The sequence below is a fragment of the Sphingobacterium sp. KH_072 genome (assembly GCF_057837975.1).
Map to the genome: position 1 here is coordinate 3466676 of NZ_CM174457.1, position 26545 is coordinate 3493220.

A 26545-nucleotide genomic window follows, 5' to 3' on the forward strand; every position below is an offset into this window, starting at 1 on the left:
AGCAGAGAAAAAACACAACTATATGCAGTATGACGTAATTGTAATTGGAAGTGGGCCCGGCGGCTACGTGGCCGCTATCCGTTGCGCTCAACTAGGACTAAAAACCGCTGTTATTGAAAAATACAGCACATTTGGCGGAACCTGTCTTAACGTAGGCTGTATTCCTTCCAAAGCCTTGTTGGACACATCAGAACACTATCACAATGCCGCACACAATTTTGCGACCCATGGTATCAGCTTAGATAGCCTGAAAATCGACGTCAAAAAGATGATCGATCGCAAAAATGATGTGATTGCGCAAAACACAGCCGGAATTACCTACCTTTTCAAAAAGAACAAAATTGAAAGTTTTGAAGGTACAGGCACATTCGTGGACAAAAACACGATTAAAATTGAAAAAGAAGGTGCAGATGCACAAGAGATAAAAGGCAAGAATATCATCATCGCAACAGGTTCAAAACCTACCGCTTTGCCGTTCTTACCTATCGACAAAAAAAGAATCATAACCTCTACTGAGGCTTTGCAATTACAAGAAATCCCTAAAAGTCTGATCGTGATCGGCGGTGGCGTTATCGGATTGGAATTGGGCTCAGTATATGCCCGCTTAGGATCTAAGGTTTCTGTGGTAGAATATGCAAAATCTATCATCCCTACGATGGATGCCTCTTTAGGCAAAGAGTTACAACGCGTTTTGAAAAAACAACTTGGATTTGAGTTTTTCTTAGGTCACAAAGTAACTGGAGCTACTACCAAAGGAAAAGAGGTAACGGTAACGGCAGAAGATGCAAAAGGTAACGAAGTATCTTTCCAAGGAGATTACTGCATCGTAGCAGTAGGTCGTACAGCTTACACAGAAGGCTTAGGCTTAGATAAAATCGGTATCGAAACTGAAGAACGCGGCAATAAGATTCCAGTAAACGAGCATTTGGAAACTTCAGTAGAAGGTATTTATGCGATCGGTGACGTGATTAAAGGTGCCATGCTTGCGCATAAAGCGGAAGATGAAGGTATCTTTGTTGCAGAGCGTATTGCCGGACAAAAACCACATATTGATTATAATGCTATACCAGGTGTAGTTTATACTTGGCCAGAAGTAGCTGCTGTCGGACAGACGGAAGAGCAATTGAAGGAAGCAGGTAAAAAATACAAAACTGGAAGTTTTTCATTCAAAGCATCGGGTCGTGCAAAAGCATCTGGCGATACCGACGGATTTGTAAAAGTATTAGCGGATGCAGAGACCGACGAGGTGCTAGGTGTGCATATGATTGGTCCGCGCGCAGCAGATATGATTGCTGAAGCAGTCATGGCATTAGAATATCGTGCTTCTGCAGAGGATATTGGCCGTATCTGTCATGCTCACCCAACGTATACCGAAGCGTTTAAAGAGGCTGCATTGGCCGCTACAGATAATCGAGCGATACACGCTTAGTTTTTTACTACATAAAAGGGAAACAAGCTATTGTTTCCCTTTTTTATTGACCCATCAGATTACTACAAGAGCGCAAGTTTATACCTATGAATTTTTATACACGTAAATGGATCAAACCAGAAGATTTAAATCCTAATGGAAGCCTATTCGGAGGAACACTACTTCGTTGGATAGATGAAGAAGCGGTGATCTATGCTATTGTGCAACTCGAAAATCCAAATATTGTCACCAAGTACATTTCGGAGATTAACTTCGTGAGTTCGGCTCGTACGGGAGATATTATCGAGATGGGAATAGAAGCGATTGATTTCGGCAGAACATCGCTCACCATGCGCTGTGAGGTGCGCAATAAGATCACTCGCAAAACAATACTATCTATTGATAAGCTGGTATTCGTAAACTTGGATGAACACGGTACACCAACCCCACATGGCAAGACAGAGATTCATTACAATTACTTGGGAATCGAACCGGATAAAAGGGATTAGTTTTTAACTCTACTAACTTTCTGAACTTAGAACTTAGAAAAACAGATCACTTGGTCGTGTCTCCACGTGATGAACCTCGTCATTGCGAATCCGAAGCACGAGGGTGCCGCAATCTAAAATGCTATTAACCTTTTCAACGCTATCAACTTAAAAAGAACAGATCGCTTTGTCGCACCTCTGTAAGATGACGGTAGCGCCAAAAAAGCAAAAAGCCTTTCGGAAATCCGAAAGGCTTTTTTTATATGATTAAGGAAGATAAACTTAACCCCCTAATACTTCAGATACTAAATCTGCTGCTTCTTTCAATGCGATTGCAGAGTATACTTTCAAACCAGATCCATCGATCAGTTTTTTCGCTTCTTCTGCATTCGTACCTTGAAGACGAACGATGATTGGCACTGGAATATTTCCAATTTCTTGGTAAGCATCGATCACACCTTGAGCAACACGATCACAACGAACGATACCACCGAAGATATTGATTAAGATCGCTTTTACGTTAGGATCTTGAAGGATGATGTTGAATCCAGCTTTTACTGTTTCCGCATTTGCCGTACCACCTACATCTAAGAAGTTAGCTGGCTCACCACCCGCTAATTTAATGATGTCCATAGTTGCCATAGCCAAACCAGCACCGTTTACCATACAACCTACGTTACCATCTAATTTCACGTAGTTTAGGTTCGATTTACCAGCTTCTACTTCTGTAGGATCTTCTTCTGCAAGATCACGTAAAGCAGCGATGTCAGCGTGGCGGTATAGGGCATTTTCATCCAAATTAACCTTTGCATCCACTGCCAAGATTTTGTCGTCAGATGTTTTTAGTACCGGATTGATTTCGAACATAGATGCATCGATAGCATCATACGCTTTGTACAATGCTGCTACGAATTTAACCATATCCTTTTGCGCAGCACCCGACAAACCTAAATTGAACGCAATTTTACGTGCTTGAAAGCCTTGTAGACCTACTTTAGGATCAATTTCTTCTTTGAAGATGAGATGTGGTGTTTTTTCAGCCACTTCTTCAATATCCATTCCACCTTCGGTAGAGTACATGATCATATTACGACCAGAAGCACGATCCAAAAGCACAGACATATAGAACTCTTTTGTTTCACTTTCTCCGGGGTAGTATACATCTTGTGCTACGAGCACTTTGCTTACTTTCTTTCCTTCTGGGCCTGTTTGAGGAGTTACCAACTGCATCCCGATGATATCCGTAGCACGTTGCACGACCTCATCATGGTTTTTAGCCAATTTCACACCACCACCTTTTCCGCGGCCACCGGCATGAATTTGGGCTTTGACAACCACCCAGTCCGAATTATACTCTTCTTTCAATCTCTTTGCAGCATCTAAGGCTTGCTCAGGGGTTTCGGCTACAATACCTTCTTGTATGCGTACTCCGAAACTTTTAAGTATTTCTTTTCCTTGATATTCGTGAATATTCATTGATTCAATATTTCCAGTAAAAGTAGTTTTTTTATTTGTAAGGGGCAAGTTATTGTTATGTAAACGACAATTTTGACAACCTAAATACCGAATCATAATTTAGCTATTTTGTGTAACTTCGCCCTATGATACTACAGGCCAAAGACATTTTTAAGACGTATGGCGAACTCCAAATATTGAAAGGCGTAAGCCTTGAGGTACAAAAAGGAGAAGTCGTATCGATTGTTGGCGCTTCTGGAGCGGGCAAAAGTACGCTGCTTCACATCATTGGAACACTAGACAGACCAGATAAAGGTCGGCTCTCCCTCAATGGGCAGGAGCTCGATAAACTAAATGAGAAAAAGCTAAGCGATTTCCGCAACCGCAACATCGGATTTGTATTTCAGTTTCACCACCTCCTACCAGAATTTACTGCTTTAGAAAATGTGTCTATTCCGGGATATATTGCGGGAGCTCCGCAAAAAATGGTGGAGAAACGGGCAATGGAATTGCTAGAACGTCTTGGTGTAGCCGATCGTGCTGCACACAAACCGGGAGCATTATCGGGCGGAGAACAACAGCGTATCTCGGTAGCTAGAGCATTAATTAATAATCCAGCCATCATATTAGCAGATGAGCCTTCGGGCAATCTCGATTCGGAAAATGCGGCTTCTTTGCATCGTCTTTTCTTTGATCTGCGCGATAGCATGCAACAAACCTTTATTATCGTTACCCATAACGAAGAATTGGCTAGTATCTCCGACCGCACCATTCATATGCGCGATGGACTGATCTACGAATAAAAAAATAGTTATGTCTACCATTTTACTCACCTACGGCACAAGACCCATTGCTCAACGCATCGCCAAGATCTTGAGCTCGCATCATCAACTTGTTCTTGCTACCAACGAGGAGGTTCCGTCGGTTTTAGCCCACACGTATAAATCCATACCCAATTCGGCCAACCCCGTTTTTGCACACGAAATGCTTAAACTTTGTCTGGATCAGGGCATCGATCTTATTCTACCATTGGGGGCAGCTGAAATCGAGGTTTTGAGCGGATCGACCATTTTATTCGAAGAGTATGGTATTAGCATCGTTCGTCCATTTCTTAGTCCTCAACAAGAAATCATCAAACAGATTCCTGCAGGAGCGCCATTGCTAATAGTACACGACAGCAAGTCATTATCAGAGGACTGCCAAATACCGCAAGGTGTAGAAAATGGCGTTTACGCCTTATCCGAAGAAGCGTGGCTTCCTATAATTATCTAAATATTATACTATGAAGACCATTGTCCCAAAGGAAGATAAAACATTGTACCTATTCGAGGTCGATGATGTATTGTACGATAAACGGGATTTTGTATTACAGATCTATTATCTATTCGGTCAGTTCGTAGAGTTTACAGAATCCAAACCTATTGCGGCAGCGATCACGCAATTTATGAAAGCGCGTTTTGACGCCGATGATACTGCCGGACTGCTACAAGCAACGCAAAAAGAGTTTGACTTATTGGAAGATTATTCTGAAAATTTCGAACGCCTGCAAGCTAACGCACACCTACCGTTAAAACTCCTGCTTTTAGAAGAAATAAAAGACATTTTTCAAACACTAGTAGATTCAGGAAAGCAAATCGCGATCTTAACAGAAGGAAATCCCGTGTTACAATTAAATAAATTAAAACACGTGGATTGGGCTGGTTGGGATCAAAAAATTAAAATATACTTTACGGACGAATTGGTTTTCAGAAATTTAGACCCTTTTACTTATATTGCAAATGAGTTTGGTCTGGATAAAGCAGCAATTGAATATATCCGATAGCGTTTATAAGACCACAAATAGCGCTTACTGTTTAAGGATATTGTCATGAATAAAGCTTCAAATCTCCAAATGGAACCTGCTTTCGCAGCGTTCAAATTGGCGTCGGTTCAAAAAGAAACGATCAAAGCGATAGATGATATTACGCGTCACAATGACGATAAAAATTTTCGACAGAACAGCCAACCATCTAGATTTACTCAAAAATATATCATCACTTTCTTACTGCTTTTTGTGGCTGTATCTGGTATTACTGCATCCTGTAGCAAAGAAATCGATCCGACAGAACCTCCCACTCTCCCCACTACACGCACTACCGAGCAGCTGGTTGCAGATAGCATTTATTATTACTATAAAGAACAATCGTATTGGTCTTCTTCGATAGCTAATGTAAACCCGATTAGCTCATTTACCGACCGATTCTTTGTAAGCAATGTAGACTTAATGACGAATGCTCGTATTGCTCTAGCTCAATTAGTGATGCAAACACCTGTACATCCGGGATATAATGGTGCAATTGACCGATTCTCCTTTGTCGCAGAGGCGTCCTCGAGTAGTAGCAGTCTACGCGCAGATCGCGCAGATGGGTACGGCATTTACGAAACCCTCGCTCGGATCAATAATGACACGATAGGATATATCTACATTAGTTTGGTCGAGGGTGGTTCGCCGGCAGCTCGGGCTGGCATCAAGCGTGGCGACAAAATTGTCGGCATCAATAGTAATCGCAACTTGCAAGTTCCTTTAATTAATGGCGTGCCCCAAAGCCAAACGGCTATCCTACTCGTTCGGCAAGCTTTAGAAAGTCCGGCCTTCACGATCGAAGTAGAGCGCGAAGGCGTAGTGTATAATCACAGCCTACAAACAGATAATTACGAAATCGACCCATTGATGGCCGATACAATATATACACTACAGGGTCGAAACATTGGTTACTTCGCCCTTTCTTCATTCGAACAAACTCGAACCAGTGGCAACATTGGCACAGCATTTAAAGCAAGATTAGACGCTATATTTTCGCGCTTCAATACAGCACAAGTGCAGGATATTATCGTAGATTTTCGGTACAATGTAGGTGGATACGTGCACGCCGCAGAATATGTGGCCAACCATCTGATTAACAACGAAGGTGATCGACAATTGATGTATAGATCTGACACGAATCCCAACCTGCGGCAAGGGCGATATGCCGGAGAATTTGATGACGTCAACTTCCTAAAAAACACCACACTTAATCCAAGAAAGCTGTACTTCTTGATAGGCAACAATACGGCATCAGCGAGTGAACTTGTTCTAAGCGCGCTCATGGCCTATTACAATCCCAATGGCAATAATGACGCGAGCTCGCGCCGGTTAGAAATCGTAGGCACTCCATCAGCTGTCAAACCTGGCACTAGCATACCAAGCACGTATGGCAAACCCATGGGGTTCTTCCCACAAACGATCATGAACAGAGTTGATCTATGGGCAGCATCCTTCAAAATCATTAATGCTAGAAATTATACCGACTACTGGAACGGCATTCCTGCAACATATCCGACACCTGTGCAAGACAATATTTTGTACAACTTCGGAGATCCTCGTGAATCGATGGTATTCGCTGCACTCTATCACAGTGTGAATAATTCCTACCCAGCAACAACAGCAAGCACGCAAGCTCGTAGTGCTCACAATTCGAGCGGTAATACGAATGGAGTAGAAATTGTAAAAGAGTTGCACCCCAGAAGTCCACGTGAGTTAAAGAAGCACAAACAATAACCTTTAACTTAGCTTATGCTGAATAGTAAACCTGCTACCATAAAAGAGATAGCGAGAAAACTAAAGATTTCGACTTCAACTGTATCTCGTGCACTAAATGATCACCCAAGTATTGGTTTGGTAACGACGATGCGTGTGAAAAATATGGCCAAGGAGCTCCATTATGAGCCAAACCAAACGGCGATATTTTTCAAGCAACGGAAAACCTTCACCATAGGTGTTATCTTGCCGATGTTGGCAGAACCATTCTTTACCGAAGCGATCAGCTCGATCGAACAGTACGCCAGCGAAAGAGATTATACGGTGATCTTAGGCCAGTCGCTGGATGATGAGCAACGGGAGAATAACATAATCCAAACTTTTAAGAAGCATCGCGTAGACGGACTAATCATTTCTTTGAGTAAAAACACGCATGATCTAGCTTTTATTGATACACTTCGGCAATCTAATATTCCAGTAGTATTCTTTGATCGCGTGCCCGAACGCACTGATGTACACCGAGTCTTCAGTGACCTCGCGACAGGAATGGAAGAAGCAATAGAAGCATTTGTTAGTCGCGGACATCAGAAAATCGCGTTAATTAACGGGCCAGATACCATGATATCTTCTAAACAGCGGCAAAATAGCTTTGAGCAAGCCTTAGTAAAGCAAAATATTTCGTTCGATCCGAATTATACAGTGCATACCGATTTGACGTTAGCTGGCAATGAAATGGCAATAGAAACACTCTGCAATTTGCCCGATCGACCATCCGCCGTCGTTTCTTTTAATGATTTTGTGACGCTGGATGTCATTCGATATGTCAAAACAAAAGGATTGGCACTAAATCAGGATATATTTTTCATCAGTTTTGCGAACTATCCATTATGGCAATATATGGACAACCCTCCTATGGGAAGTATTGAGCAATACCCGGGAGAGCAAGGATTGAAGGCAGCCGAAATCTTGTTTGAAGCGATAGAGCAGAAAGAGGATATGCCGTACAAAACGGTCGTATTGACCTCTAAGCTATCGCTTAAATAAGTTATAAAAAAGAAAGTAGGATTATTGCTGACTGCGTAAAAATTCAACCAACTTTTCTACGGCTACCGCGCGATGACTGATTTTATTCTTCTGCTCGGCAGGCATCTCGGCAAATGTCTGTTTGTAGCCTTTCGGTATAAAGATCGGATCATAGCCGAAGCCATCCACGCCGCGTTCATCCGTAATGATATTTCCTTCTACAGTGCCGTCAAAGAAATGCTGCTGACCGGCAATGGACAAAGAGATCACCGTACGGAAACGTGCTGTACGATATTGATTCTCCCCCAAATTTTCCAATACCAACGCGATGTTCTGCGCCATATCTCGAGAACCGCTATAATGTGCTGAATACACACCTGGCTCTCCATCCAGCGCATCAATTTCTAAACCCGAATCATCTGCAAAACAGTCTACCTGAAAATGCGTGACGATATAATCGCTTTTCTGCTGCGCATTGTGTTCAAAAGTATCTCCCGTTTCTGGAATCTCTGCCGTACAACCAATATCGGCCAGCGATAGCAAATCAAATTCTCCGCCCAACATCGCTTTTACTTCTTCGAGTTTGTGGGCATTGTTAGTGGCAAAAACAAGTTTAGTCATTTGTAATAAATTTTTTGAATTCAAGCCAGAAGGCTTTCTTCTTCTCCACATTCGCAAACATCTCCTCAAAACTATAGGTATTGAATACGGTAGCTACTTTCCCCTTCATATACGCATTGTGAGGAATTGGCGGTAGCACCAAAGAAGCCGGCTCCACACCAAGCAACGTAATGCGCGTCGGTTGGAAGAATTGCATAATACGCTTAAAATCGTTGGGATTATGCGCGTTGGCCAAATTAACCACAGCAACGTCTGCTACACGAAGGTTCACTGCAGCTAGGATCTTTGCGAAGGCATCTAATGCACCTGGCGAAAAATAATCAAATTCAGGATAGCGCAAGATAAAGAGAATGCGTTTATCTACCGATCCTTGATAAATAAACTCCTCCGGCACGCTCAACGGAGTGGTATCGCGTGCTGGAGGAGTTATGAATGATTGTGCTTCTACCTGCTGAAAACCACTAGATGGTTGCTCCTGTACAACAAAATCTGCCGAAAACAGCGTTTCGTTCATCAGCGCGTTAAGCGCAACGGGGTGATTCGTCAGCAGGTTAGACATCCTATCGTTATTGACCTAAGATCCAAGCAAAGATTAATGGTGCTACAATCGTAGCATCCGACTCTACAATAAATTTAGGTGTATTGATATCTAGTTTACCCCACGTAATCTTTTCGTTGGGAACAGCACCAGAATACGATCCGTACGAAGTTGTAGAATCTGAAATCTGACAGAAGTAAGACCAGAAGGGCACATCATGCCATTCCAAATCTTGGTACATCATCGGCACCACACAGATTGGAAAATCACCAGCAATACCGCCACCAATCTGGAAGAAACCAACACCTTTACCGCCAGAGTTTTCGCGATACCATTCGGTTAGGCACACCATGTATTCGATCCCAGATTTCACGGTCGATGCTTGCAACTGTCCTTTGATGACGTACGAAGCGAAGATATTACCTGTGGTAGAATCTTCCCATCCTGGTACGACAATAGGAATATTTTTCTCTGCGGCAGCCAAGATCCAAGAGTTTTTAGGATCAATCTCGTAATACTGCTCCAAATCACCAGAGCGCACCACTTGATACAAAAACTCGTGTGGGAAATAACGCTCGCCATTTGCTTCTGCTTTCTTCCAAGCCGCCTCAAGATGAGATTGCAAACGACGGAAAGCCTCTTCCTCTGGGATACAAGTATCCGTTACACGGTTATAGTGATTCTCCAACAAATCCCACTCGTCTTGCGGAGTAAGATCGCGGTAGTTCGGCACACGCTTATAATGCGAGTGTGCTACCAAATTCATTACATCCTCTTCTAGGTTAGCACCTGTACAAGAAATGATGGCAACTTTATCTTGGCGAATCATTTCCGCCAGAGAAATACCCAACTCTGCTGTACTCATCGCACCAGCTAATGAAACCAACATCTTTCCACCTTCGTCCAAATGCGTTTCGTAGCCTTTCGCTGCATCTACTAGCGCTGCAGCGTTGAAGTGAAGGTAGTTTTTCTCAATAAATTGAGAAATAGGACCTCTGTTTTTCGTCATGATCTATTAAAAATTTAGATGGTAAATCCTTTCTAACAAAGGTAGCCTTTTTTGCTGAAAAGCTAATCGCTACTTAAAATCTCCCAGATCTACTTTCTTTGGCTCGAATATGGCACGTATTATCAGGAGAAGAGTACAATATGTTACCATTTCGATTTTATCAACAAATCAAGCATAAAATACAAATAATACGATATAATCAGTTCATGTTTAAATTTGTATCAATATAATAAGCTAAAAAATGAAAATTGGTTAAAATCGTATTGTATTTATTACTATATTAGCAAACTAAATAATAGAGGAAGTATGATGTACGATAGTTTGCAGGCATCCGGATTATACAATCCGGAGTTTGAGCATGATGCCTGTGGTGTAGGATTTGTTGCACATATAAAAGGAATAAAATCGCATAATCAGGTGGCTGATGCGTTGACCATGTTAGAAAACATGGAGCATCGTGGTGCCTGTGGTTGTGATCCAGAAAGCGGTGATGGTGCCGGGATTATGATTCAGTTGCCACATGAGTTTTTGTGGGAAGAATGTATTAATCTGGGCATACAGCTAGAAGAACCGGGCTATTATGGCGCTGGGATGGTATTCTTACCAAAAGAACAAGAGCTGAATGCACTTTGTCGATCGCTTATCGAAGAAGCGACGAAAGATCGCGGCATGGATTTCTTAGGATTTCGCGATGTGCCGGTCAATCGCGACGGCATTGGCCCGACCGCATTAAGTGCAGAACCAGAGATTATACAGTTTTTCGTTTCTCGCCCAGAAGGCGTTAAAAACACGGAAGATTTCGAAAGAAAGCTGTATGTTCTTCGCCGTCTGATCGTACAGAAAGTAAAAGAACACCAGGAATATCCCCTACCCTTGTATTTCGCTTCGTTGTCTTGTAAAACCATTATCTACAAAGGACAATTAACGACCTATCAAGTAGGTACATATTATACAGACTTACATGATTCGCGTGTGACATCTGCCTTCGGGTTAGTTCACTCTCGTTTCTCCACCAACACCTTCCCGTCTTGGGCTTTGGCGCAGCCATTCCGTATGATGGCGCACAATGGAGAAATCAATACCTTGACTGGAAATCTAAACTGGTTTTATGCTGGCGCAAGAGCTTTATCATCGCCATATTTCACCAAAGAAGAGATGGACATCTTATTGCCAGTAGTAGATAAAGGTCAATCAGATTCGGCTTGCTTAGACAATGTGGTCGAATTACTACTACATTCAGGCCGTAGTCTACCACATGTGATGTTGATGCTCGTGCCAGAAGCTTGGGATGGCAACACGCAGATGGATCCATTGAAACGCGCATTCTACGAATACCACGCCACCTTGATGGAACCTTGGGATGGTCCTGCGGCGCTGTGTTTCACCGACGGAAAGATCATCGGTGCGACCTTAGATCGTAACGGATTGCGCCCATTGCGCTATGCGATCACTTCTGACGATCGCGTGGTTGCCTCATCAGAAGCAGGTGCTCTACCAATTCCAGAAGAATTGATCATCGAAAAAGGCAGACAACAGCCAGGAAAGATCTTTGTGGTCGATATGGAAGTCGGTCGCGTGCGCACAGATGAGGAAGTAAAAGGAGAATTAGTACGCCAACAACCGTATGGTGAATGGTTGGACAACTATAAAATCAGATTGAAGGAATTGGCGGAACCACGCGTTACCTTCACCTATTTATCGAAAGAATCGGTATTCAAATACCAGCAGTCATTCGGCTACACACGCGAAGATTTAGAAACGATCATCGCACCAATGGCGTTGACCGGTTATGAGCCGATTGGATCTATGGGTACCGATGTGCCTTTGGCCGTGTTATCCGATCAACCGCAGCATTTATCCAGCTATTTCAAGCAATTCTTTGCGCAAGTAACAAATCCACCAATAGATCCAATTCGCGAGCGTTTGGTGATGAGTTTGGCAACGTTTATCGGCAATGCCGGCAACATTTTGATCGAAGACAAAAAATTCTGTCACTGTGTCGTATTAGAGCATCCAATCATTACATCGAGCGAATTAGAAAAACTACGTTCTATCGATACCGGCGTATTCCAAGCGAAAACTTTGCAAACGTATTTCAAAGCAGATGGGCAGCCGGGTTCTCTAGAGGCTGGCATCGAACGCCTGTGTCGCTATGCGGATGACGCGGTGAAAGATGGTTTTGAAGTAATCATTCTATCCGATCGTGCGATCGATTCACAGCACGCCGCCATTCCGTCTATCTTGGCCGTCTCCGCCGTACACCATCACCTGATCAAAACGGGTAATCGTGGCGCGGTTGGTTTGGTAGTCGAAGCGGGCGACGCATGGGAAGTACACCATTTTGCTTGTTTGCTAGCTTTCGGAGCTACTGCCATCAATCCGTATATGGCCTTGGCCAGCATCCGTACGATGAAAGAAGAAAAGCAATTGGAAACCGATCTTTCGTGGGATGAGCTACGCAAAAATTACGTTAAAGCAGTATGCGCGGGCTTATTGAAAATCTTTTCTAAAATGGGAATCTCCACGTTGCAATCGTATCATGGTGCTCAGATCTTTGAAATCTTAGGAATCGACAAAGAAGTCGTAGACAACTATTTCTGCGGATCGGTATCCCGCATCGGTGGTCTGAACTTAGATGATATTGCCCGCGAAGCGCTGGCCAAACATGCCAAAAGTTTCGAGCAAGGCCGTGTACCTAAAGAGATTTTACCAGAAGGTGGGATTTACCAATGGAAACGTCGTGGTGAAGGACACTTGTGGAATCCACAAACGGTGCACTTATTGCAACAAGCTTGTCGCAATAATGATTATCAGTCCTATAAAAAATACGCTTCGCTGATCAATAACCAACAGGAGCGCATGTTTACTTTGCGCGGTTTGCTGGACTTCGCCAAGCATCGCACGCCAATACCAGTAGAGGAAGTAGAATCTGCTCCTGAAATCTTAAAAAGATTTGCAACAGGAGCGATGTCTTTCGGATCCATTTCGCATGAGGCACATAGCACCTTAGCGATCGCGATGAACCGCATTGGCGGCAAATCGAATACCGGTGAAGGTGGAGAAGATGAAGCACGCTACACGCCTTTAGCAAATGGAGATTCGATGCGCTCGGCGATCAAACAAGTGGCTTCGGCTCGTTTTGGAGTCACTTCCAATTACTTGACGCAGGCGGATGAAATTCAGATCAAAATGGCGCAAGGAGCTAAACCGGGAGAAGGTGGGCAGCTACCAGGTCACAAAGTAGACGATTGGATTGCCAAAACGCGGCACTCAACACCTGGCGTAGGATTAATTTCTCCGCCTCCGCATCACGATATTTACTCGATCGAGGATTTAGCGCAGCTCATATTTGACTTGAAGAATGCCAATCGTGCAGCAAGGATCAACGTTAAACTGGTTTCAAAAGCAGGTGTCGGTACGATTGCAGCGGGTGTAGCAAAAGCGCACGCCGATGTGATCTTGATTGCCGGATACGATGGCGGTACAGGTGCTTCACCGCTCAGCTCAGTGAAACATGCTGGTTTGCCTTGGGAATTGGGCTTGGCCGAAGCACACCAAACCTTGGTACAAAATAGACTACGTAGCCGGATTGTATTACAAGCTGACGGACAGATGAAAACAGGTCGTGATCTAGTGATCGCTACCTTATTAGGCGCCGAAGAATGGGGCGTCGCGACAGCGGCTTTGATCGCAGGTGGTTGTATCATGATGCGTAAATGTCACTTGAATACCTGCCCAGTTGGTGTTGCTACGCAAGATCCAGAATTACGCAAATTATTCTCTGGTAAACCAGAAGACGTGGTACATCTATTCCACTTCTTGGCAGAAGAGATGCGCGAGACGATGGCCGAATTGGGTTTCCGCACCATCAACGAAATGGTGGGTAAAGCACAGTTCTTGAAAAAACGCGAAGATATCCCGCACTGGAAAGCACAAAAAGTGGATTTCACTGGCATTCTGCATGTGGCTAGAAACTTCTCTGAAGACTCATTATACAACACCGAAGAGCAAGATCACGGTATGAGTATGATCTTGGATTGGGCATTGCTGAAACAAGCTGAACGTGCTATCGAATCCAAAGATCCGGTATTTGGCACCTTCAAAGTCAAAAATACAGATCGTACCATTGGTACATTATTGTCCAACGAGATCTCCAAAGTCTACGGTTCTAAAGGCTTGCCAGAAGATACCATCAACTTCAAATTCGAAGGTTCGGCCGGTCAATCATTCGGTGCATTCGCAACCAAAGGATTGTCGTTTGAGTTAGAGGGCGAGGCTAATGATTATGTCGGAAAAGGTTTATCTGGTGCACAATTAGCTATTTATCCAGCCAAAGAAAGCACACTAGTGCCAGAAGACAATATCATTATCGGTAACGTAGCGCTTTACGGCGCCACCAGCGGATACTTATATATCAATGGCTTAGCTGGTGAGCGTTTTGCGGTGCGTAACTCTGGTGCGACGGCAGTCGTAGAAGGTATTGGCGATCACGGTTGTGAGTACATGACCGGAGGAAGAGCGTTGATACTAGGGTCTACCGGTAGAAACTTTGCGGCAGGTATGAGCGGCGGTATCGCTTGGATCTATGATATCAACGAGACATTCCGCGACAATTGCAATCAGGAAATGGTGGATCTCGACCCGTTGGACACCGAAGATGAAAACGAGATCATCATCTTATTAAAGAAGCATATACATCTTACCAATAGCGCGAGAGCATCTTATATCTTGCAACACTGGGCAAATGAGAAGTACAAGTTCATCAAGGTATTCCCAAGAGAATACAAGAATGTGTTAAATAAAAAATTAGTGGTCGCTTAGCGGAGGAAAGTTATGGGAAAACCAACAGGATTTTTAGAATATGATAGAGTTGCACCACAAAAGGATGCAGCAGGCAATCGGGTAAAAAACTATGAGGAATTTGTACAGCCCTATTCCGATACGCAACTGAACGATCAAGCGGCGCGATGTATGAATTGCGGTATCCCGTTTTGCCACTCGGGTTGTCCACTCGGAAATGTTATTCCAGAGTTCAACGATGCCGTATATGATGGCAAATGGGAAGAAGCGTACCAAATATTGGTATCTACAAATAACTTCCCCGAGTTTACGGGTAGAATATGCCCAGCACCTTGTGAAGCTGCTTGCGTATTAGGGATCAACAAACCACCGGTATCTATCGAGGAAATTGAGAAACACATCATCGAGATCGCTTTCAAAAAAGGGTATGTAAAACCGAACAAAAGTTTCCTAAAAACAGGCAAGAAAGTCGCTGTTGTGGGTGGTGGACCAGCAGGATTGGCTGCTGCTGCGCAGCTCAATAAAGCAGGACATGATGTAGTGGTGTATGAGCGAGACGATAAAGTCGGCGGCTTATTGCGCTACGGTATTCCAGACTTTAAATTGGATAAATCAATCATTGATCGTCGGGTAGAAATCATGCAGCAATCAGGCATCGAGTTCCGGACGAATGCAGAGGTCGGCAAGAATGTGCCAACGTCGGAATTGGAAGCTTATGATGCGGTGGTATTATCTGGTGGATCTACGATCCCACGTAACCTCAACATTCCTGGAAGAGAACTAAAAGGTGTGCAGTACGCCATGGAGTTCTTGAAACAGCAGAATAAACGTGTGGGAAACTCTCCTATCGAGGTAGAAGAAATCACCGCTACGGGCAAAAATGTATTAGTCATTGGTGGTGGTGATACCGGATCGGATTGTGTAGGTACGTCGAACCGACATGGCGCAAAAAGCGTCACGCAATTTGAATTAATGCCGCAGCCACCAAAAGAGCGCACCGCAGCGATGCCTTGGCCAACTTATCCGATGTTGTTAAAAACGACAACATCCCACGAAGAAGGTTGTGAGCGCCATTGGAGCGTAAGCACGAAAGCATTTTTGGGCGATGAGCAAGGCAATTTACGCGCAGCGTTAGTGGTGGATCTTGCTTGGGAAACTGATGCCAATGGCCGACCAACAAAATTTGCAGAAGTTGAAGGATCAGAACGAGAAATTCCTTGTGAATTGGTGACACTGGCGATGGGTTTCTTACATCCCCAGCATGATGGCTTATTGGATGAGGCAGGCATTAGCTATGATGAGCGTGGCAACGTCAATGCGAAAGAAGGCGAATACCAAACGTCTAAAAGCAAATATTTCGCCGCAGGCGATATGCGCAGAGGGCAATCTTTGGTGGTTTGGGCGATTTCGGAAGGCCGTGAATGTGCCCGTAAAGTCGATGAATACCTGATGGGTTATTCGGAGTTGGAATCGAAAGATGCCATTTATTCTTACGCATAAACCGCGTTACGGTGTAGCTGTATTAAGCGCATATACATATTAAATCTAGTCAAAGCCTATCCTTTATTGGATAGGCTTTCTTTATATTCGTAGCAATCCCAACGCGCTAAACTTATGAAAGAGGTTATTTTATCAAAAGTCTATCAACATCCATTGATCTCTGCGGATGATCTTCGCCGCATTATAGACGCACACCATCCGCGCTCTTTCATAAAAGGTGAACTGCTTTACGAGCGTGGCAAAGTGCTCAACGAATACTTGGTACTCGAAAGCGGGCTGATTCGATCATACACACACAATTACCATGGCGATGAGATTACCACCGATTTCTTTGGGCAATACGAGGTGGTCATCGAAGTGCTTTCACTATTCCAGCGCACACCGCTTCAAGAAGACCTCCACGCACTTACCGACGGCTCCGGATGGACGATACCATACGGCACTTTTCAAGAATTATTTCATACGATCCCAGGATTCAGTGAATGGGGAAGGCTTTGGATGACGAACAAATTGTTTCAATTCAAACAAAAAACCATCGACATTATTACCCAATCGGCCAAAGAGCGCTATCTAGACATTTTAACCAACAAGCCGCAGATTATCCGCCATGCACCGTTAAAGCAAATTGCCAGTTTTTTGGGCATCACCGACACCTCCCTTAGCCGTATTCGTAAAGACCTTGGCTAGCCACCTATTTCTTGCCATAAGATAATAGCACTCAGAAGTTTATCTATTAGATTTGCTTATACTTAGACAGTACATATTGTCGTTGATACTTTATAAACAGCTATACTATGATTGCAAATCCTTATCTCAATTTTGAAGGCAAAACGGAAGAAGCTTTTCGTTTTTACCAATCTATCTTTGGCGGCGAACTCAACATTCAATACATGCACCAAGTGCCTGACTTTGAGGTACCCGAAGAAGAGAAAAACTATGTGATGCACGCCTCCATTCCGTTAGGAAATCAACAATATCTCATGGCTTCGGATTGCTTGAAAAGCGCCGGACATGTATTGCACCAAGGCAACAATCATTACATATCGCTCGTTCCCGACAGTCGCGAGGAAGCAGACCGCTTGTTCAACGGCTTATCTGCCGATGGCACCATAGAAATGCCCATGGAAGAGATGTTTTGGGGCGATTATTTTGGCTCCTTTACCGACAAATATGGCGTTCACTGGATGATTAACTTCCCCATCGCTTAGCTCATAAAGACATGGACAAAATCAGGTATAACATCGATATCCACGCACCTGCGAAACTGATTGTCAACCGGATGATCGGCCAAGAAACTTATCCGCAATGGACAACACCATTTAGTCCAACGTCGGACTTTGAAGGCGGCTGGAACAAAGGTGACAAAATTAGTTTCACTTCGTTGGATGAGCACGGCACAAAACATGGCATCTTAGCAGAAATTGTGGAACATATCCCGAATCAATTTATCTCTATGCATCATTATGGTTATTCCCATGGAGATAAGAAAATAACCGAAGAACCAGAACTTGCCGGATGGGAAAACTCTTTTGAAAACTACTATTTCGACGAAAAAGATGGCGTCACTACCGTCCGTGTGGAGGTGACCGACGACGGCGAGCATGCCAAACACATGAATTTGATCTGGCCAATGGCGCTAGAAAAATTAAAAGCGATCTGCGAAGGATAAGATTAGCTATGCTAATCTTGCGCAAACCGTCGCGATTATTTATTGTTGGCGTGAGTTTAGGCATGATATTCGATTACTGTATTTCCAAAGGTTAAGCATCTTATCATGGAAAAGAAAGGCTGGACAGATGTAGAGAGTTACATCGTATCCTTCCCGAAGGAAGTGCAACTAAAATTGCGGGATATTCGGGCAATAATAGTACGCATAGCGCCAGATGCGCAGGAACAGATCTCCTATAATATGCCTGCGTACAAATTGCATGGCAAGCCATTGGTGTATTTTGCGGCTTTCAAAAACCACATTGGTTTTTATGCCACACCGGCCGGTCATGAAGCGTTTGCCAAAGAGCTGTCGGTTTACAAACAAGGAAAAGGCTCAGTGCAATTTCCATTGGCAGATCACTTACCCTTAAATCTTATCGAACGAATTGTTCTTTTTAGAAAAGAAGAACAGGATGCTAAACACAAAAAATCATGAACATAACAGCGATTACAATCTCCACGACCATTGACACCACGCTTGAAGCAGCATGGAAATTTTACACGGAAGCAGAACATATCGTACAGTGGAATTATGCTTCCGACGATTGGTCCTGCCCCAGTGCATCCGTAGATCTACAACCTGGCGGCGAATACAAAGTACGTATGGAATCTAAAGACGGCAAAATGGGATTTGATCTTGAAGCCGTTTTTTCTGATGTTTCGGCACCCGACCAAGTCAGCTACATCATGACGGACGGCCGCAAAGTGAACACCCATTTTTCAGAAAGTGCGGATGGTGTAATAGTCACGACCATCTTCGATCCCGAACAAACTAACGAGCTGGAAATGCAACGCGCCGGCTGGCAAGCGATCTTAGACAACTTTAAAAAGTACGCAGAACTACAAATGGAAACACCTCCGGATTTTGAATAATCCGAGGTGAGGTTGGATTTAGGGTTATTAGGTCAATTCCTATTGATTACGAAGTCAAACAATTTTCAGCAAGAAGTACACGCCTTCGAACTGTTCGAATCATTGGGTAAAACAATAAATCGCAAATAGTGAATTTGCGAGGAAATTTAGCCGTGCTCGTTAAACAGTAGGTCGTTTAAGGCAAAAAAACGGGCTTTTTTTAGTAATTTTATCCGCAACCATCACAATTTACGTCGGATACATGCTTTTAACGGTAATTCTAGGATTATTCAGCGCATTGCTGATGTTGCCATTTGGCAATAAAATTAAAACAAAATGGAGCGTACTATTGACGCTCGTACCAGCCATCATATTCCTGTACTATCTACAGTATATCCCTGCGGTATCTGAAGGAACGATCTACACGCAAATTCTGCCTTGGGTCCCTTCTATGGATATCAATTTTGCATTTCGATTGGATGGCCTATCCCTTCTCTTTGCCCTATTGATTTCGGGCATTGGGACAGCCATATTCGTATATGCCATTAAATACCTGAAAGGACATCCCTATTTCGATCGTTTTTTTGCTTATCTATGCCTGTTTATGGCCGCCATGCTGGGCGTGGTATTGTCTGATAATATTTTTTCCTTATTCATCTTCTGGGAACTAACAAGTATCAGCTCTTTCTTTTTGATTGGGTTTAATAATGATAGCGACGAGTCTCGCAAAAGCGCCCTTCGTGCATTGACCGTCACTGGAATGGGCGGGTTCTTTCTTTTAGCAGGATTAACGCTGTTGGGAAATATCGCAGGCACGTATCAAATCTCGGAGCTGGTCGCAGCACGAGATCTTATTATTGGTCACAGCCTGTATCCGCTAATTTTGGCGCTTATTTGCTTAGGAGCATTTACCAAATCAGCACAATTTCCTTTTCATTTCTGGCTGCCTGGCGCGATGAAAGCACCAACACCGGTGTCTGCCTATTTGCATTCGGCTACAATGGTGAAGGCTGGTATTTACCTTCTAGCGCGCTTCAATCCCGTACTCGGCCATACCGAATTATGGAGTTATACCTTGATGATTGTTGGTGGGTTTACTATGATCTTTGCAGCATTTCACGCGCTTTTTCGATTGGATCTAAAAGGAATATTGGCTTATTCAACAATCTCTGCTTTAGGTGTGCTCACCTTTTTGATTGGATTAGGAACCAAGGAAGCGATTATCGCCGTCGTGGTTTTCATAGTGGTGCATGCCTTGTATAAAGCCACACTTTTTATGGTGACCGGTATTATCGATCACGAGACTGGCACGCGCGATATTAGTAAACTCGCTGGATTACGCAAAGTAATGCCTTGGGTGGCCGTCGCAGGCGGATTGGCCGCTTTATCCAGTGCTGGTTTGCCCAGCACCTTCGGGTTTATCGGAAAGGATTTGATTTATGCTGCTACGCTCGAAGGCGGAAACACGCTTTCAGTTATCTTAACAAGTTTAGCGGTCGGTACCAACGTCGCCTTGGTCGCTGCTGGCTTTATGGCTGGAATAAAACCTTTTTTTGGCAAACTACCAGAAACGTTACAAGACACGCATCGGCCATATGCAGCGCTTTGGATTCCGCCTCTTATATTAGGCGTGCTTGGTGTAATTGCCGGCATCTTTCCTGGTATTACCGGAACCTATTTTTCGCTGCAAGCTGCTGATGCCGTTTTTGGCGGCAATACCGATCTTCATTTAGCACTTTGGCACGGCGTCAATACCGTTCTAATATTAAGTTTGGCTACGCTGGGAACAGGTGTATTGGTGTATTTCGTCAACAAACCAAATCCTAAAAAACTAAACGCATTAGAGCGCCTAAATGTAATTTCGCCACAATATTTCTTTGACCTGCTCGGACAAGGGTTATTGAAGCTTTCGCAAAGCTATACCAACGTAGTACATAATGGCTACCTTCGCTCCTATCACTTAAAGATTATTTTATTTGCCGAAGCATTGTTGGCGTACAAACTTTGGCTTAGCGGCCCGATCCATCTTGATTGGGAGAGTTTGAGCGCATTGTCCATTTACGAAGTAGCGGTAGTGCTCATACTAATTGGTGCGGTGGGCATCGTATTATCTACACCTTACCTTCTTACGGCCGTAGTAGCTATGACGGTAGTAGGGTATTGTATCTGTTTGATGTTTGTATTCTACAGTGCACCAGATTTGGCGATGACGCAGTTCACGATTGACACGCTTACGACGGTACTATTTGTATTAGTATTGTACAAATTACCGCCATTCTTAAAGTTAGAAAGTTCGACACGTCGCTACCGAGATATTGCAGTAGCGTTAGGCTTTGGAGTCATTCTTTCGCTTATTGCGCTCAAAGTAATCAACGAACCTATCGATAAAAGCATTAGTCAGTTTTATGGTGAAAATGCCTACCTATTGGCAAAGGGCAAGAATGTCGTAAATGTGATTCTTGTTGACTTTAGGGGAATAGACACTATGTTTGAGACCGTGGTGTTGAGTATTGCAGCCATAGGCGTGTACAGCTTATTGAAATTACGTTTAAAATCTTCTGAAAAAGAATAATCTGATATGAGAAGTACAATCCTACAAACCGCTACGCGGTATTTGCTCCCTATACTGCTCCTGTTTTCAGTGTTCCTGCTTTTACGCGGCCACTACTTTCCAGGAGGAGGTTTTGTCGGCGGATTAGTCGCATCGATTGCCTTTGTGCTACATAGCTTTGCTAATGGTGCAGAAGCTTCTATGAAAATCATGCGCCGCAAGCCGCTTTCCCTGATTCCGATCGGGTTAGGATTGGCCGTTCTGAGTGTTATCATACCGACCTTCTTTGGCTATCCACCGATGACAGGATTATGGTTAGAGGATAAGTTTCCGGTAATCGGCTCAGTGGGTACTGCCTTATTTTTTGATATTGGCGTGTACCTCGTCGTGTTAGGCGTTGTGCTCACTATTTTATTTACGATATCCCTCACCCAAGATTAAGCAAATGGAATTATTACTAATATTCCTCCTTGGCCTGATGTATGCTGCTGGCGTCTACCTAATTCTTCGTCGCAGTATGATTAAGTTATTATTAGGTATCATGATGATGGGGAATGGCACAAACATTCTCATCTTCGTCATGGGCTCCATCACCAAAGGAAAGCCACCAGTTATCAATAGCAATCATAATATCTTTCAAGACATTTATGCCGATCCGATTCCGCAAGCCTTGATCTTGACGGCGATCGTGATCAGCTTTGCATTATCGGCATTTGCCATCGTATTGCTCAAGCGAGCATACGCGCTGTTGCAAAAAGATGATTTGGATGACCTTAATACTCCCGAAGAAGAAGATATATGATAGACAACCATATTTTAGCCGCTATTTTCGTTCACCTGATCACTGCGATCATCCAGTTAATTGCCTGGCGCAAAACCATCACGCAGCGATATCTATCTGTGGGCGGCACCTTTTTGGCGTTGATTGTGGCAATTCGGCTTTTTGAGAAAGTCTATTCCGATGGCACACTGACGCTGAATGCATCCAACTGGGAAGCCCCTTTCGGGATCGTATTCGTAGCCGATTTGCTGGCCGTTACTTTGGTGCTATTAACTTCCATTGCCGGCTTTGCCGTATCCATATTCTCTACTACCGGCTTGAGCCGACAACGGATGATGTACGGATATTTTCCTATCTTTCACTTCCTCTTGATGGGTTTGATTGGGGCATTCCTCACAGGCGATATCTTCAACCTATACGTGTGGTTCGAAGTCATCATTATTTCCTCTTTTGTACTCATGACCTTGGGCGGCCGAAAGGCTCAGTTAGAAGGAGCTATTAAATACATGGCACTCAACATCTTGGCATCGATGTTTTTCCTGACTGGAATTGGAATTCTGTATGGCATTACCGGATCCCTGAATATGGCTGATCTCGCTTTGAAAATTCAAGGCGTTAAAAATCAAACACTGATCGGCATTACCTCCATATTCTTCATCTTAGGATTTGGTATTAAATCGGCCGTATTTCCCTTGTATTATTGGCTACCATCATCTTATCATACGCCACCATCTGCTGTGGCAGCCACCTTTGGCGGCTTGCTGACAAAAGTAGGAATCTATGCGATGCTACGAGTCTTTAGTTTGATCTTCATTCCCGATGATTTTACGAAACAATTGCTGTTGGTCATTGCGGTGCTTACCATTCTTACTGGAGCATTGGGTGCTTTGGTCAAAACTAATGTACGCCGGCTTTTTTCCTATCTCATCGTGTGTCACATCGGCTTCATGATGGGCGGTCTCGCTATGTTTACCAAGATCGCACTCATGGGAACGATCTTTTATTTGATTCATGATATCATGGTCAAAACGAATATGTTTTTGATTGCCGGCGTCATTCGACAATTACGGGGCTCGATGGATCTGGCCAAATTGGGCGGTATTTACGGTGAATATCCTAAAATATCACTGCTCATTGCTATCGTGCTATTTTCACTCGTCGGTATTCCACCACTGTCTGGTTTTTGGCCAAAAATATTTCTTTTCCAAGAAGCATTTGGCCAAGGACAATACATCTTTGTTGCAGCATTGATTGTGGGAAGCTTAGCGACATTATATGTGATCGCGCAACTCTGGTCGGAAGTGTTTTGGAAGAATCCGCCTGATCCATCAGTACTGGAGAACAAGTTTGAACCCATGCCGTTGTTTAAGAAGATCTTGTTGATTTTGCCAGTAGCCATTTTGGCTGGTGCCTCACTATACATCGGGTTATATGCAGAAGGCGTAGTACAAGTGGCAGACCGAATATCGAATGAATTAATAGACACTACCCCTTATATCGAAGCGGTATTAGGGCCTAAAAGATAATCTGATATGATTAAGTACTTTTTGATGAATCTATTGCTTTCCTTCATCTGGGTAGCATTGACGGGTTCGCTTTCTTACTCTAATTTCATTTTTGGTCTGCTATTAGGCTTTTTCGTACTATGGATCATGAGCCGCAATGAGTACGATCAGCGGTATTTCTACCGTGTACCCAAGATCATCAGCTTTCTACTGTATTTCATCTATGAGATGATTAAAGCGAATTTACAGGTAGCGTACGATGTGATGACACCCAAATACTTTTTTCGTCCTGGTGTGGTACGTTTTCCGTTGAGTGCCAAAACAGATCTAGAGATCAATGTATTATCTACATTTATATCTTTAACGCCCGGCACCTTGATTTTGGATGTGAGCGAGGATAAGAAAGCTTTATATATACATGTGATGTATTTGAATGATCCAGAAACCTTTGTAAATAGTCTTAAAATGGGTGTAGAACGCAGATTGATGGAGGTATTACGATGACATTAGGCACCTACTTTGATTATGTGATTTTACCGATTCTTACTTTATCGGTATTACTGGTATTTATCCGAATTGCAAAAGGCCCTTCGGTAGTAGATCGTGTGGTCGCATTGGATGTTATGATTACCATCGGTATAGGTATTATCACCATTTATAGTATTCGACAGAACCAAGAGGTATTGCTCGATGTGGCTATTATTTTGGCGCTGATTGCCTTCCTCGGTACAATTGCCTTTTCTTATTACATAGAAAAACAAAAAGATGATTAATATTATACTAGGTATCCTAAGTACTATCGGTGCATTATCGATCTTATTTGCTTCCATCGGTTTGATTCGTATGCCAGATTTTTACCTGCGACTATCTGTTACCGTTAAGGCATCGACTCTGGGCGTCGGACTCTTTTTGATCTGCGCTGCGATTATGTTTCCTGATGACATTTCTGTCACGACAAAAGCGATTGCTATTCTCTTCTTTTTGATCATTACGGCACCTGTAGCGGCGCACATGATCGCCCGTACCGCATATATTACGGGAACACCCTTGTGGAAAGAAACGGTGATTGATGAATTGCATGGCATGTATAATCAAGAAACTCACGAACTCCTGAGTGATCCTGAACAGGCGCAGGAGGAGAATGAACAGGAGTCTGATACCGCGAACGGACAAATCGCTGATAGTGAAGAAAAAACCGAATAAGGGACAAGCTATCTCACAACGTTAAAAAGGGTTAAAGCAACTGTTGCCCCTCAAAAAACAGCTAACTTTGCTCTCCATATTTAGTGCAATTAATTCCATACCTTTGCATCATAAGTAGGGATGAATAAATCAACAAAAAAAATGAAGAAGTACGCGATTTTATTTTTTGTATTTGCGCTTTCAATAGTGCAATTCGCGCAGGCTCAAGATAAATTAATCGATAGGGTTGTAGCTACGGTGGGGTCAAATATCATCTTACAATCGGATGTCGATATGGAGTATACCAAGTATTTAGCGAATGGTGGCGCCGCAAATCCTAATTTCAAATGTCAGGCTTTGCAACAGCTGATCATGACTAAGTTATTAGCGCAGCAAGCCGTGATTGACTCCGTGGAAGTTTCTGAAGCAGAGATTGATGATCGCATCAATCAAAACATGCGACACATGATACGCCAAGCTGGCAATCAGGAACGCCTAGAAGGCTTCTTGAAACGATCGGTATTGCAATATAAAGAAGAGATCCGTCCGACGATGTCGGAGCAAATGCGTGCTGAGCGCTTGCAAGGAAACATCGTTCAAAAAATCAGCGTGACACCTCAGGAAGTAAACCGTTATTTCGAAGGATTGAATCAAGACAGTTTACCTTATTTCAATACCGAAATCGAAACAGGTGAAATCGTTATAGAACCGGTATTGACCAAATCCGAAAAAGAACTATACAAGAGTAAGGCTGAGGCATATCGTCAGCAAATATTAGCAGGATCCGACTTCGGTACGATCGCTCGTTTTTATTCTGAATGTCCATCTGCCCCTAATGGCGGCGACCTTGGTTTTTCTACTCGTGAAGGTTACGTAAAAGAATTTTCTGCCGTAGCTTTTAAATTAAAAGCAGGTGAAATATCCGAAGTATTCGAAACTCCATTTGGCTTTCACTTTTTACAAGTTTTAGAGAGACGTGGAGAAGAAGTTAACGTACGGCACTTATTGATTACGATGAAGCCTACGCAAGCTAGTTTGGATCGGGCCAAATCGAAGATTGACAGCGTATATAATCTAGTAGCTACTGGAAAGATGAGCTTTCACACGGCGGCATCACTTTATTCTGATGCAAAAGAGACTAAGTTTAACGGCGGTATGGTGTTCGACCAAAACTCGTACACACGGAGTACTGTAATTTCAGTAGACGGTTTGGAAAAAGATCTTTTTGCAGCAATCGATACATTAAAGGCTGGACAATATTCGAAACCTTATCTGTTTTCACATGTGACTGATGCTCATCGCGATGGCATAAAAGCATACAAGTTCAATTATTTGAAAACTCGCGTAGCACCTCACCAAGCCAATATGGCGCAAGACTTTGCGAAGATACAGGAAGCTGCGCAGCAGGATAAAGTAAATCGCTTTTTGAGTGAATGGTTCGAAAAGCGTACCGCAGCGACGTATATCCATGTGAACGATGATTTCTCGACTTGTGATGACTTAGAACTTTGGTTGAAAAAACCGACAGACGAAGAAAAGGTAGCGCAAGCTAATTAGTATTTTCAA

The 26545-nt window shown here is 43.4% G+C and carries 26 protein-coding genes; 22 read left to right on the top strand and 4 right to left on the bottom strand.

From position 1 onward, the window contains the following. Positions 1–22: 22 nt before the first annotated feature. Both lpdA and AC3IRT_RS15415 read left to right on the top strand, forming a co-directional pair. A complete protein-coding gene (gene lpdA / locus AC3IRT_RS15410; RefSeq protein WP_489394096.1) occupies positions 23–1429 on the top strand; it encodes a dihydrolipoyl dehydrogenase in 1407 nt (468 codons plus the stop codon). A gap of 86 nt (positions 1430–1515) precedes the next feature. Then, positions 1516–1917 (top strand): acyl-CoA thioesterase, encoded by a 402-nt coding sequence (locus AC3IRT_RS15415; protein WP_489394097.1) that lies wholly within the window; start codon positions 1516–1518, stop codon positions 1915–1917. Between the two features lie 261 nt (positions 1918–2178). On the opposite strand, the gene sucC is transcribed toward AC3IRT_RS15415, so the two are convergent. After that, complete coding sequence (sucC, locus tag AC3IRT_RS15420; protein WP_489394098.1) at positions 2179–3372, bottom strand: ADP-forming succinate--CoA ligase subunit beta; 1194 nt, start codon at positions 3370–3372, stop codon at positions 2179–2181. Between the two features lie 125 nt (positions 3373–3497). Here sucC and AC3IRT_RS15425 point away from each other — a divergent pair, with 125 nt between their 5' ends. From AC3IRT_RS15425 to AC3IRT_RS15445, 5 genes are read left to right on the top strand one after another with little or no spacing between them, the layout of a single operon-like run. Beyond that, positions 3498–4154 carry an ABC transporter ATP-binding protein gene (locus AC3IRT_RS15425; protein WP_489394099.1) on the top strand — a complete coding sequence of 219 codons (657 nt, stop codon included), beginning with the start codon at positions 3498–3500 and terminating at the stop codon, positions 4152–4154. Positions 4155–4164: 10 nt separating this feature from the next. Next, positions 4165–4623: a hypothetical protein gene (locus AC3IRT_RS15430; protein ID WP_489394100.1), complete on the top strand. Its 459-nt coding sequence runs from the start codon at positions 4165–4167 to the stop codon at positions 4621–4623. Between the two features lie 10 nt (positions 4624–4633). Beyond that, entirely contained in the window at positions 4634–5173 is a 540-nt protein-coding gene (locus tag AC3IRT_RS15435) for an HAD family hydrolase (RefSeq protein ID WP_489394101.1), read from the top strand. Positions 5174–5218: 45 nt separating this feature from the next. Continuing rightward, positions 5219–6928: a S41 family peptidase gene (locus AC3IRT_RS15440; RefSeq protein ID WP_489394102.1), complete on the top strand. Its 1710-nt coding sequence runs from the start codon at positions 5219–5221 to the stop codon at positions 6926–6928. A 15-nt stretch (positions 6929–6943) separates the two neighbouring features. Then, the gene (locus AC3IRT_RS15445) at positions 6944–7951 is read left to right on the top strand and encodes a LacI family DNA-binding transcriptional regulator (protein WP_489394103.1); all 1008 of its coding nucleotides are present in this window, start codon (positions 6944–6946) and stop codon (positions 7949–7951) included. A 21-nt stretch (positions 7952–7972) separates the two neighbouring features. Here AC3IRT_RS15445 and AC3IRT_RS15450 read toward each other — a convergent pair whose 3' ends face one another. From AC3IRT_RS15450 to AC3IRT_RS15460, 3 genes are read right to left on the bottom strand one after another with little or no spacing between them, the layout of a single operon-like run. After that, entirely contained in the window at positions 7973–8551 is a 579-nt protein-coding gene (locus AC3IRT_RS15450) for a non-canonical purine NTP diphosphatase (RefSeq protein ID WP_489394104.1), read from the bottom strand. Beyond that, on the bottom strand, positions 8544–9110 hold the full coding sequence (locus AC3IRT_RS15455) for a hypothetical protein (protein ID WP_489394105.1): 567 nt from the start codon (positions 9108–9110) through the stop codon (positions 8544–8546). Before AC3IRT_RS15455 ends, AC3IRT_RS15450 begins: the two co-directional genes overlap by 8 nt. A gap of 7 nt (positions 9111–9117) precedes the next feature. After that, entirely contained in the window at positions 9118–10098 is a 981-nt protein-coding gene (locus tag AC3IRT_RS15460; RefSeq protein WP_489394106.1) for a deoxyhypusine synthase family protein, read from the bottom strand. Positions 10099–10404: 306 nt separating this feature from the next. On the opposite strand from AC3IRT_RS15460, the gene gltB reads away from it, so the two are divergent. From gltB to AC3IRT_RS15535, 15 genes are all read left to right on the top strand, one after another. Next, complete coding sequence (gltB, locus tag AC3IRT_RS15465; RefSeq protein WP_489394107.1) at positions 10405–14919, top strand: glutamate synthase large subunit; 4515 nt, start codon at positions 10405–10407, stop codon at positions 14917–14919. A 12-nt stretch (positions 14920–14931) separates the two neighbouring features. Next, positions 14932–16398: a glutamate synthase subunit beta gene (locus AC3IRT_RS15470; RefSeq protein ID WP_489394108.1), complete on the top strand. Its 1467-nt coding sequence runs from the start codon at positions 14932–14934 to the stop codon at positions 16396–16398. Between the two features lie 114 nt (positions 16399–16512). Continuing rightward, positions 16513–17085 carry a Crp/Fnr family transcriptional regulator gene (locus tag AC3IRT_RS15475; protein ID WP_489394109.1) on the top strand — a complete coding sequence of 191 codons (573 nt, stop codon included), beginning with the start codon at positions 16513–16515 and terminating at the stop codon, positions 17083–17085. 107 nt (positions 17086–17192) lie between these two features. Beyond that, on the top strand, positions 17193–17606 hold the full coding sequence (locus AC3IRT_RS15480; protein ID WP_489394110.1) for a VOC family protein: 414 nt from the start codon (positions 17193–17195) through the stop codon (positions 17604–17606). Positions 17607–17617: 11 nt separating this feature from the next. Continuing rightward, entirely contained in the window at positions 17618–18067 is a 450-nt protein-coding gene (locus AC3IRT_RS15485; protein ID WP_489394111.1) for an SRPBCC domain-containing protein, read from the top strand. A 105-nt stretch (positions 18068–18172) separates the two neighbouring features. Next, positions 18173–18544 carry an iron chaperone gene (locus AC3IRT_RS15490; RefSeq protein ID WP_489394112.1) on the top strand — a complete coding sequence of 124 codons (372 nt, stop codon included), beginning with the start codon at positions 18173–18175 and terminating at the stop codon, positions 18542–18544. Next, entirely contained in the window at positions 18541–18981 is a 441-nt protein-coding gene (locus AC3IRT_RS15495; RefSeq protein WP_489394113.1) for an SRPBCC domain-containing protein, read from the top strand. Before AC3IRT_RS15490 ends, AC3IRT_RS15495 begins: the two co-directional genes overlap by 4 nt. Before the next feature lie 241 nt (positions 18982–19222). Then, positions 19223–21532 carry a putative monovalent cation/H+ antiporter subunit A gene (locus AC3IRT_RS15500; protein WP_489394114.1) on the top strand — a complete coding sequence of 770 codons (2310 nt, stop codon included), beginning with the start codon at positions 19223–19225 and terminating at the stop codon, positions 21530–21532. A gap of 6 nt (positions 21533–21538) precedes the next feature. Next, positions 21539–21952: a Na+/H+ antiporter subunit B gene (locus AC3IRT_RS15505; RefSeq protein WP_489394115.1), complete on the top strand. Its 414-nt coding sequence runs from the start codon at positions 21539–21541 to the stop codon at positions 21950–21952. Positions 21953–21956: 4 nt separating this feature from the next. Then, positions 21957–22313, top strand: a complete 357-nt coding sequence (locus tag AC3IRT_RS15510) for a Na+/H+ antiporter subunit C (protein WP_489394116.1) — start codon at positions 21957–21959, stop codon at positions 22311–22313. Next, the gene (locus AC3IRT_RS15515) at positions 22310–23818 is read left to right on the top strand and encodes a proton-conducting transporter transmembrane domain-containing protein (protein WP_489394117.1); all 1509 of its coding nucleotides are present in this window, start codon (positions 22310–22312) and stop codon (positions 23816–23818) included. Before AC3IRT_RS15510 ends, AC3IRT_RS15515 begins: the two co-directional genes overlap by 4 nt. A 6-nt stretch (positions 23819–23824) precedes the next feature. Then, positions 23825–24301 (top strand): Na+/H+ antiporter subunit E, encoded by a 477-nt coding sequence (locus tag AC3IRT_RS15520; protein WP_489394118.1) that lies wholly within the window; start codon positions 23825–23827, stop codon positions 24299–24301. Then, on the top strand, positions 24298–24570 hold the full coding sequence (locus AC3IRT_RS15525; RefSeq protein WP_116773960.1) for a monovalent cation/H+ antiporter complex subunit F: 273 nt from the start codon (positions 24298–24300) through the stop codon (positions 24568–24570). The genes AC3IRT_RS15520 and AC3IRT_RS15525 overlap by 4 nt, the downstream gene beginning before the upstream one ends. Further along, a complete protein-coding gene (gene mnhG / locus AC3IRT_RS15530; protein WP_489394119.1) occupies positions 24563–25000 on the top strand; it encodes a monovalent cation/H(+) antiporter subunit G in 438 nt (145 codons plus the stop codon). The genes AC3IRT_RS15525 and mnhG overlap by 8 nt, the downstream gene beginning before the upstream one ends. 141 nt (positions 25001–25141) lie before the next feature. Continuing rightward, the gene (locus AC3IRT_RS15535; RefSeq protein WP_489394120.1) at positions 25142–26536 is read left to right on the top strand and encodes a peptidylprolyl isomerase; all 1395 of its coding nucleotides are present in this window, start codon (positions 25142–25144) and stop codon (positions 26534–26536) included. The last annotated feature ends 9 nt before the right edge of the window (positions 26537–26545 follow it).

Coding starts and splice junctions, on each gene's coding strand:
- AC3IRT_RS15485 (WP_489394111.1), top strand. CDS start 17,618: ATGGACAAAATCAGGTATAACATCGATATCCACGCACCTGCGAAACTG.
- AC3IRT_RS15415 (WP_489394097.1), top strand. CDS start 1,516: ATGAATTTTTATACACGTAAATGGATCAAACCAGAAGATTTAAATCCT.
- AC3IRT_RS15450 (WP_489394104.1), bottom strand. CDS start 8,551: ATGACTAAACTTGTTTTTGCCACTAACAATGCCCACAAACTCGAAGAA.
- AC3IRT_RS15490 (WP_489394112.1), top strand. CDS start 18,173: ATGGAAAAGAAAGGCTGGACAGATGTAGAGAGTTACATCGTATCCTTC.
- AC3IRT_RS15505 (WP_489394115.1), top strand. CDS start 21,539: ATGAGAAGTACAATCCTACAAACCGCTACGCGGTATTTGCTCCCTATA.
- AC3IRT_RS15470 (WP_489394108.1), top strand. CDS start 14,932: ATGGGAAAACCAACAGGATTTTTAGAATATGATAGAGTTGCACCACAA.
- AC3IRT_RS15515 (WP_489394117.1), top strand. CDS start 22,310: ATGATAGACAACCATATTTTAGCCGCTATTTTCGTTCACCTGATCACT.
- sucC (WP_489394098.1), bottom strand. CDS start 3,372: ATGAATATTCACGAATATCAAGGAAAAGAAATACTTAAAAGTTTCGGA.
- AC3IRT_RS15480 (WP_489394110.1), top strand. CDS start 17,193: ATGATTGCAAATCCTTATCTCAATTTTGAAGGCAAAACGGAAGAAGCT.
- AC3IRT_RS15535 (WP_489394120.1), top strand. CDS start 25,142: ATGAAGAAGTACGCGATTTTATTTTTTGTATTTGCGCTTTCAATAGTG.
- AC3IRT_RS15495 (WP_489394113.1), top strand. CDS start 18,541: ATGAACATAACAGCGATTACAATCTCCACGACCATTGACACCACGCTT.
- AC3IRT_RS15435 (WP_489394101.1), top strand. CDS start 4,634: ATGAAGACCATTGTCCCAAAGGAAGATAAAACATTGTACCTATTCGAG.
- AC3IRT_RS15455 (WP_489394105.1), bottom strand. CDS start 9,110: ATGTCTAACCTGCTGACGAATCACCCCGTTGCGCTTAACGCGCTGATG.
- AC3IRT_RS15525 (WP_116773960.1), top strand. CDS start 24,298: ATGACATTAGGCACCTACTTTGATTATGTGATTTTACCGATTCTTACT.
- gltB (WP_489394107.1), top strand. CDS start 10,405: ATGATGTACGATAGTTTGCAGGCATCCGGATTATACAATCCGGAGTTT.
- mnhG (WP_489394119.1), top strand. CDS start 24,563: ATGATTAATATTATACTAGGTATCCTAAGTACTATCGGTGCATTATCG.
- AC3IRT_RS15440 (WP_489394102.1), top strand. CDS start 5,219: ATGAATAAAGCTTCAAATCTCCAAATGGAACCTGCTTTCGCAGCGTTC.
- AC3IRT_RS15430 (WP_489394100.1), top strand. CDS start 4,165: ATGTCTACCATTTTACTCACCTACGGCACAAGACCCATTGCTCAACGC.
- lpdA (WP_489394096.1), top strand. CDS start 23: ATGCAGTATGACGTAATTGTAATTGGAAGTGGGCCCGGCGGCTACGTG.
- AC3IRT_RS15500 (WP_489394114.1), top strand. CDS start 19,223: ATGCTTTTAACGGTAATTCTAGGATTATTCAGCGCATTGCTGATGTTG.
- AC3IRT_RS15445 (WP_489394103.1), top strand. CDS start 6,944: ATGCTGAATAGTAAACCTGCTACCATAAAAGAGATAGCGAGAAAACTA.
- AC3IRT_RS15460 (WP_489394106.1), bottom strand. CDS start 10,098: ATGACGAAAAACAGAGGTCCTATTTCTCAATTTATTGAGAAAAACTAC.
- AC3IRT_RS15475 (WP_489394109.1), top strand. CDS start 16,513: ATGAAAGAGGTTATTTTATCAAAAGTCTATCAACATCCATTGATCTCT.
- AC3IRT_RS15425 (WP_489394099.1), top strand. CDS start 3,498: ATGATACTACAGGCCAAAGACATTTTTAAGACGTATGGCGAACTCCAA.
- AC3IRT_RS15520 (WP_489394118.1), top strand. CDS start 23,825: ATGATTAAGTACTTTTTGATGAATCTATTGCTTTCCTTCATCTGGGTA.
- AC3IRT_RS15510 (WP_489394116.1), top strand. CDS start 21,957: ATGGAATTATTACTAATATTCCTCCTTGGCCTGATGTATGCTGCTGGC.